Annotated in this window: 6 protein-coding genes; all 6 read right to left on the bottom strand. The window is 68.8% G+C overall.

Features of this window, described 5'->3' with window-relative positions:
* Positions 1 to 184: 184 nt before the first annotated feature.
* Positions 185 to 991, bottom strand: a complete 807-nt coding sequence (locus tag VGF12_RS05390) for an NRDE family protein (protein WP_331175017.1) — start codon at positions 989 to 991, stop codon at positions 185 to 187.
* A gap of 7 nt (positions 992 to 998) precedes the next feature.
* A complete protein-coding gene (locus tag VGF12_RS05395) occupies positions 999 to 2,387 on the bottom strand; it encodes an L-serine ammonia-lyase (RefSeq protein WP_331175018.1) in 1,389 nt (462 codons plus the stop codon).
* A 273-nt stretch (positions 2,388 to 2,660) separates the two neighbouring features.
* The gene (gene gcvP, locus VGF12_RS05400) at positions 2,661 to 5,549 is read right to left on the bottom strand and encodes an aminomethyl-transferring glycine dehydrogenase (protein ID WP_331175019.1); all 2,889 of its coding nucleotides are present in this window, start codon (positions 5,547 to 5,549) and stop codon (positions 2,661 to 2,663) included.
* A gap of 20 nt (positions 5,550 to 5,569) precedes the next feature.
* A complete protein-coding gene (gene gcvH / locus VGF12_RS05405; protein ID WP_331175020.1) occupies positions 5,570 to 5,944 on the bottom strand; it encodes a glycine cleavage system protein GcvH in 375 nt (124 codons plus the stop codon).
* Between the two features lie 26 nt (positions 5,945 to 5,970).
* A complete protein-coding gene (locus tag VGF12_RS05410) occupies positions 5,971 to 6,612 on the bottom strand; it encodes an FMN-binding negative transcriptional regulator (RefSeq protein ID WP_331175021.1) in 642 nt (213 codons plus the stop codon).
* Between the two features lie 6 nt (positions 6,613 to 6,618).
* On the bottom strand, positions 6,619 to 6,903 hold a 285-nt coding region (locus VGF12_RS05415), incomplete at its 5' end, for a glycine cleavage T C-terminal barrel domain-containing protein (RefSeq protein ID WP_331175022.1).

A 6,903-nucleotide genomic window follows, 5' to 3' on the forward strand; every position in this document is an offset into this window, starting at 1 on the left:
TGCCGCTGGCGTTGCCGAAGACCACCACCAGCCAGACATGCAGCAGCACCGCCAGCAGCAGGCAGCGCCTCAGCAGGCGCGGGTCGGGTGGGGGGCGGCGGGGAAGGGCGATGGCGGCGGACACGACGGCCGGATTGTGTCGCGGCCCCATGTCGGCCTGTCAGCGCTTGAAACGCGGGCAGGCTCAGCGACCGGGCCAGGCGGGCAGGGTGTGCAGCACGGGTTCCAGCCAGCGACCTTCGGCGGTCACGCTGCGTTCGACGAGGTGCGTGCGACCGTCTGCCTCGCGCACCAGCACGGTCGAGCAGCGCGTGCCGTAGCGCGCCTGCGCGGGCCGTTGCGGATCTTGCATGCGCACGAAGCGCGGCGACAGCAGGCGTTCGCGGGTCAGGCCGACGCCGGTGTCGGGCAGGGCTGCATCCGGGGCCGGCGTGGTGTCGGCCAGCGCGTCCAGCAGCCGCGCGACGAGCTGTTCGGCGTTGGCCGCGCCGTCAAGGGCCTGGCCCAGGTCCGTCTTGAGGCCCACCGTCTTGGGCCAGGGCGTGTCCAGTGCGGCGTTGGACAGCCCGTGCAGGCCCGGCCCGAGCGCGAGCGGGGCGGGCGCGCGGTTGCTGATCCAGTGCCAGTCGCCTCGGGTCAGATCGGCGGTAATGAGGTTGAAGCCGTTGTAGCCCGGCTTCAGGCGCGCGGCGAAGCCCGGCGCCTCGGCCCGGTCGGCCAGCCAGTCGACGACGAGCTCGCCGCGGGAGGGCGCGCCGTCCACCTGCCGGCCAGGCTCTCGGACATTGGTCAGCAGCGCAAGCCGGCCTGCCCGCGTGAGTCCCAGCCAGGTCCCCCCGGCTTCCAGGTCGCGGCCGGCCAGCAGCTCGATGCCGCCGGCCGACCACCAGTCCATGGGGGCCGCGGGCCGGGCAAAGAACTCGTCGCGGTTGGCGGCGATGACCAGCGGGAAGCGCGGATGGGCGTTCAGCGCGAACGCGGCGAGGCACATGGCCGGCTCAGCACTCGACGATGTTGACGGCCAAGCCGCCGCGGGCGGTTTCCTTGTACTTGGTCATCATGTCGGCACCGGTGTCGCGCATGGTCTTGATGACCTTGTCCAGGCTGACGAAATGGGTGCCGTCGCCGCGCAGTGCCATGCGGGCCGCATTGATGGCCTTGACCGAGGCGATCGCATTGCGCTCGATGCAGGGAATCTGCACCAGGCCGCCCACGGGATCGCAGGTCAGCCCCAGATGGTGTTCCATGCCGATCTCGGCGGCGTTCTCCACCTGCTCGGGTGTGCCGCCCATGACGGCGCACAGCGCCCCCGCGGCCATCGAGCAGGCGACGCCCACCTCGCCCTGGCATCCCACCTCGGCACCGCTGATGGAGGCGTTCTCCTTGTAGAGGATGCCGATGGCAGCGGCGGTCAGCAGGAAGTCGATGACGCCGTCGTCGCTCGCGCCATGGACGAAGCGGTGGTAGTAGTGCAGGACGGCCGGGATGATGCCGGCGGCGCCGTTGGTGGGCGCAGTGACGACGCGACCGCCGGCGGCGTTCTCCTCGTTGACGGCCAGCGCGTAGAGGTTGACCCAGTCCATCACCTGCAGCGGGTCGCGCAGCGCCTGCTCGGGATTGGACGTGAGGCTGGCATGCAGGCTGGGGGCGCGCCGCTTGACCTTGAAGCCGCCTGGCAGGATGCCTTCGGTGCGGCAGCCGCGCTGCACGCAGGACTGCATGACGCCCCAGATCTTCAGCAGGCCGGCGCGCGTATCGGCGTCCGGGCGCCAATGGCCCTCGTTGCGACGCATCACCTCGGCGATGGACAGTCCGTACTTCTTGGTCAGCGCCAGCAGCTCGTCACCGGTCTTGAACGGGTAGGGCAGCACGGTCACATCGGGTGCGATGACCTTTTGCTTGCTGCCGTCGGCCGCGACCTCGTCGCTGACGATGAAGCCACCGCCGACTGAGTAATAGACGCGGTTGGCGACTTCGCTGCCGTTCGCATCGAAGGCGATGCAGCGCATGCCGTTGGCATGGAAGGGCAGCGTCTCGCGGCGCTTGAAGACCAGGTCCTTGGCCTCGTCGAACGGGATCGCGTGCTGGCCGACCAGGTTCAGGTTGCCGGCGCGGATGCCGTCGAGCAGCGTGGGAATGGCTTCGACATCCACCGTGTCCGGCTCGTGCCCGGCCAGGCCCAGCAGCACGGCCTTGTCGCTGCCGTGGCCCTTGCCGGTGGCCCCGAGCGAGCCGTACAGGACGACCTGGACGCGGGCCACCGTGTCCAGAAGGCCATCGTGCTGGAGGCGCAGGGCGAACAGCCGTGCCGCGCGCATCGGCCCGACCGTGTGCGAGCTGCTCGGGCCGATGCCAATCTTGAAAAGGTCGAAGACCGAGACGGCCATGATTCAGGTCCTTACTGCGATCGACAACGACCGCATTCGCAAACGAGGGGGGCACGCCTGGAGGGGTTGCCGCGTGACTGGACGAGCGCGTGCGCCGGCTCCAGCTCACCCACCATCCCGCCCTCGACGCATGCGACCGTGCATCGGTCTTGTCGTGACGGGTACAGGCTGCTCCATCCACCGAAGGCAGACGAAGGCGTCGGGGTCACGACACAGCGCGTCGCCCCATGCAGCTCGGGACTGCGGCGAAGCTTCGTCGTGCCCCCGTGCATCTCAAGCCTCTTCGTACTCGCTCAGTGGCACGCAGGAGCAGAACAGGTTGCGGTCGCCGTAGACGTTGTCCACGCGCCCCACCGGTGACCAGTACTTCTGGCGACGCAGGCTGGGCAGGGGGAACACGGCGACCTCGCGGCTGTAGCCATGCGCCCATTCGGTGGCACTGGCGACCATGGCAGTGTGCGGCGCGTTGACCAGGGGGTTGTCGTCGCGGCCGAGCTTGCCGGCCTCGACATCGGCAATCTCCTGGCGGATCTGGATCATCGCGTCGATGAAGCGGTCCAGCTCGGCGCGCGACTCGCTTTCGGTGGGCTCGACCATCAGCGTGCCGGCGACCGGGAAGCTCAGCGTCGGCGCGTGGAAGCCGTAGTCGATCAGGCGCTTGGCGACATCCTCGGCGCTGACACCGCTGGTGTCCTTCAGCGGGCGCAGGTCCAGGATGCACTCGTGGGCCACGCCGCCCCCCTTGACGCCGTCGATGCCGCCGGAGAAGTGGATGTCGTAGTGGTCGCTCAGGCGGGCCGCCACGTAGTTGGCGTTCAGGATGGCCATCTCGGTGGCCTTCTTCAGGCCCTCGGCACCCATCATGCGGATGTACATCCACGAGATCGGCAGCACGGCCGCGTTGCCCAGCGGCGCGGCGGACACGGCGCCGATATTGGTGGCCTTGCCCAGGCCCGCGGTGCGGTGGGCCGGCAGGAAGGGCACCAGGTCGTCGACGACGCAGACCGGGCCGACGCCTGGGCCGCCGCCGCCGTGCGGGATGCAGAAGGTCTTGTGCAGGTTCAGGTGGGACACGTCGCCGCCGAACTCGCCCGGGGCGGCGATGCCCACCAGCGCGTTCATGTTGGCGCCGTCCACGTAGACGCGGCCGCCATGGGACTTCACCATCGCGCAGATCTCCTTCACGTGCGTGTCGAACACGCCGTACGTGGAGGGGTAGGTGATCATGATCGCAGCCAGCTTGTCGGCGTGCTGTTCACACTTGGCCTTCAGGTCGGCGAGATCGATGTTGCCTTCCTTGTCGCACTTCGTGACGACGACCTGCATGCCGACCATCTGTGCAGATGCGGGGTTGGTGCCGTGGGCTGACTCGGGGATCAGGCAGACGGTGCGCTGCTTGTCGCCGCGTGACTCATGCCAGGCCTTGATGGCCAGCAGGCCGGCGTACTCGCCCTGCGAGCCGGCGTTCGGCTGCAGGCTGATGCCGGCATAGCCGGTGCACTGGGTCAGCCAGTTTTGCAGCAGCTGGTCCAGCTCGGTGTAGCCGGCCAGCTGGTCCTGCGGTGCGAACGGGTGCACGCCCGCGAACTCGGGCCAGGTGATGGGGATCATCTCGGCCGTGGCGTTGAGCTTCATCGTGCACGAGCCCAGCGGGATCATGCTGCGGTCCAGCGCCAGGTCCTTGTCCGACAGGCTGCGGATGTAGCGCAGCATCTCGGTCTCGCTGTGGTGCGTGTTGAAGACCGGGTGGGTCAGGTAGGCGCTGCTGCGGCGCAGCTGCGACGGGATGAGGCTCTCGACCCCGGCGGCGAACTCGGCGACGGTCGGCACGGTGGCGCCTGCCGGTGCAAACCACGACCACAGTGCTTCGATGTCGGAACGCGACGTGGTCTCGTCCAGGGCGACGCCGACGTGCTTGTCGCCGAGCTTGCGCAGGTTGGCCTGGCCGGCCACGGCCCGGGTCATGACGAGGCCGGGCTCGCACTCGACCAGCAGCGTGTCGAACACATGCGGCGTGACGACCTTGACGCCCATGCGCGTCAGGCCGGCGTGGAGGATGGCCGTGTAGCTGGCCACGCGCTCGGCGATGCGCTTCAGGCCTTGCGGACCGTGGTAGACGGCGTACATGCTCGCCACGACGGCCGGCAGCACCTGGGCGGTGCAGATGTTGGATGTGGCCTTCTCGCGGCGGATGTGCTGCTCGCGCGTCTGCAGCGCCAGACGCAGCGCGGGATGGCCTTGCGCGTCCTTGGACACGCCGACCAGGCGGCCCGGCATCGAGCGCTTGAACTCGTCTTTGCAGGCCAGGAATGCGGCGTGCGGGCCGCCGGCGCCCATCGGCATGCCGAAGCGCTGGCTGTTTCCGGCGACGATGTCGGCACCGAACTCCCCGGGCGAGACCAGCAGCGTGAGCGCCAGCAGGTCGGTGCAGACGATGAAGGCGGCCTGCTTGGCGTGAGCCTGGTCGGCGAAGGCCTTCAGGTCATGGATGAGACCCGTGGTGCTGGGGTATTGGCAGACGACGGCGAAGTAGTCGTTCTCCGCCATCAGCGTGGGCGCCATGCCGACCTTGACCTCGATGCCCAGCGGCGCACAGCGCGTCTGGATGACTTCGATGGTCTGCGGGTGCACGTCGCCAGCAACGATCAGCGTGTTGCTCTTGCTTTTCACGCCGCGCTTGGCCAGCGTGACGGCCTCGGCGGCCGAGGTGGCCTCGTCCAGCATGGAGCCGTTGGCGATGTCCATGCCAGTGAGGTCGGTCACCAGCGTCTGGAAGTTCAGGATGGCTTCCATGCGGCCCTGCGAGATCTCCGCCTGGTAGGGCGTGTAGGCCGTGTACCAGGCCGGGTTCTCGAGGATGTTGCGCAGGATGACGCCCGGCGTGTGCGTGCCGTAGTAGCCCTGGCCGATGAAGCTCTTGTAGACCTTGTTCTTGCCGGCGATCTGCTTCAGCTCGGCCAGCGCGCCCGCCTCGGTGATGGGCGCTGGCAGCTTCATGCCCTCGGCGCGGCGGATGGACTTGGGCACGACCGCGTCGATCAACGCGGTGCGGCTGGCCACGCCGACGGCGGCGCACATCAGGGTTTCATCGACGGCATCCGGCCCGATGTGGCGGGCGTGGAATTCGGAAGCGTCTTCGAGGTGGGAGAGCGGCGTCGGCATGGCGGGTCTACTTCGAGGAATTACAGGGTCTTGAGCAGGGCGTCGTAGGCGGTGGCGTCCATCAGTGCGTCCAGCTGGGCGGGGTTGCTCAGCTTGACCTTGAAGAACCAGCCGGCCTTCAGCGGGTCGGAGTTGGCGAGCGCCGGGTCGTCGCGCAGTGCTTCGTTGACCTCGGTGATCTCGCCGTCCACCGGCATGTAGACGTCGGCCGCGGCCTTGACGGACTCGACGACGCCGGCGACTTCCTTCTCGGCATAGGTCTTGCCCACTTCGGGCAGATCCACGAAAACCACGTCGCCCAGCGCATCCTGCGCATGAACGGTGATGCCGACGGTGGCCGTGCCGTCGCCGTGCACGTCAAGCCATTCGTGGTCGGGGGTGTACTTGATGCTCATGGATTGCTCCTTGGGTGGGATTCAGGTCAGGGGAGGGTGGATTGAATCAGTTCGCTCATGGCCTGGGCGTGCGGGCCGCCCAGGGTTTGCAGGCCGCTCACGGCGCCGTGACGGTCCTGCAGCGCTTCGTCCTGGGCCAGCTTCCAGCGGCCGTCCAGGTCGGTGATCTCGATCTCGAAGCCGACGATGGCCTTGAGCATCGGCGCCAGGTAGCTGGCGGGCGCGTCGGCGGCCGTCCAGTGGTCGCTGCCGTGCAGCGGGCGCTCATTCGCCGCGATGAGGCGCTCCAACATGGGCAGCAGGCGTTCAGGGTCGGGCACGAGACGCGCCGTGCCGCGGGCATGCACGGCAAGGTAGTTCCAGGTGGGCACCACGCGGCCGGTGGCTTGCTTGGTCGGATACCAGGCCGGCGACAGGTAATGGGCCGGCCCCTGGAACACGACGGTCACCGGCGCGCCGGCCTGGAGGTGCTGCCAGACCGGGTTGGCGCGTGCGACATGGGCTTCCAGCGTGCCCAGCGGGCCGCGCTGGCGATCCAGCACGAAAGGCAGGTGATCGATCACGGCCGAGCCGTCCACGACGGTGACCATCGTCGCCAGCGCGGCGGCCGAGACGAGGTCGAGCATGGCCTCGGGGCCAGGCGCTGCGTGGTAGCTGGGCTGATACACCGCGACTCAGCCGCGGTAGTAGCGGTTGGGCGTGAAAGGCGTGGCTGACACGACCATGGGCGTGCGCTTGTCGCGCACGACAGCGAAGACTTCGGTGCCGAGCGCCGTGTGTTCCTTGGCCAGGTAGGCCAGCGCCACCGGCTGGTTGACCGTGGGGCCCAGCGTGCCGCTGGTGACGACGCCGATTTCGGTGCCGTCCGCGGCGACGATCTTGGCGCCCTCGCGCACGGGCATGCGTTCCTTGCCGAGCAGGCCCACGCGCTTGCGGGCGGCGCCGTTGGCGAGCTGGGC

The sequence above is a fragment of the Roseateles sp. genome (genome assembly GCF_036404855.1).
Classification (GTDB): domain Bacteria; phylum Pseudomonadota; class Gammaproteobacteria; order Burkholderiales; family Burkholderiaceae_C; genus Pelomonas.

Excerpts from the sequence above, each read along its gene's own strand:
- VGF12_RS05390 (WP_331175017.1), bottom strand. The coding sequence starts at position 991 with ATGTGCCTCGCCGCGTTCGCGCTGAACGCCCATCCGCGCTTCCCGCTG.
- VGF12_RS05395 (WP_331175018.1), bottom strand. The coding sequence starts at position 2,387 with ATGGCCGTCTCGGTCTTCGACCTTTTCAAGATTGGCATCGGCCCGAGC.
- gcvP (WP_331175019.1), bottom strand. The coding sequence starts at position 5,549 with ATGCCGACGCCGCTCTCCCACCTCGAAGACGCTTCCGAATTCCACGCC.
- gcvH (WP_331175020.1), bottom strand. The coding sequence starts at position 5,944 with ATGAGCATCAAGTACACCCCCGACCACGAATGGCTTGACGTGCACGGC.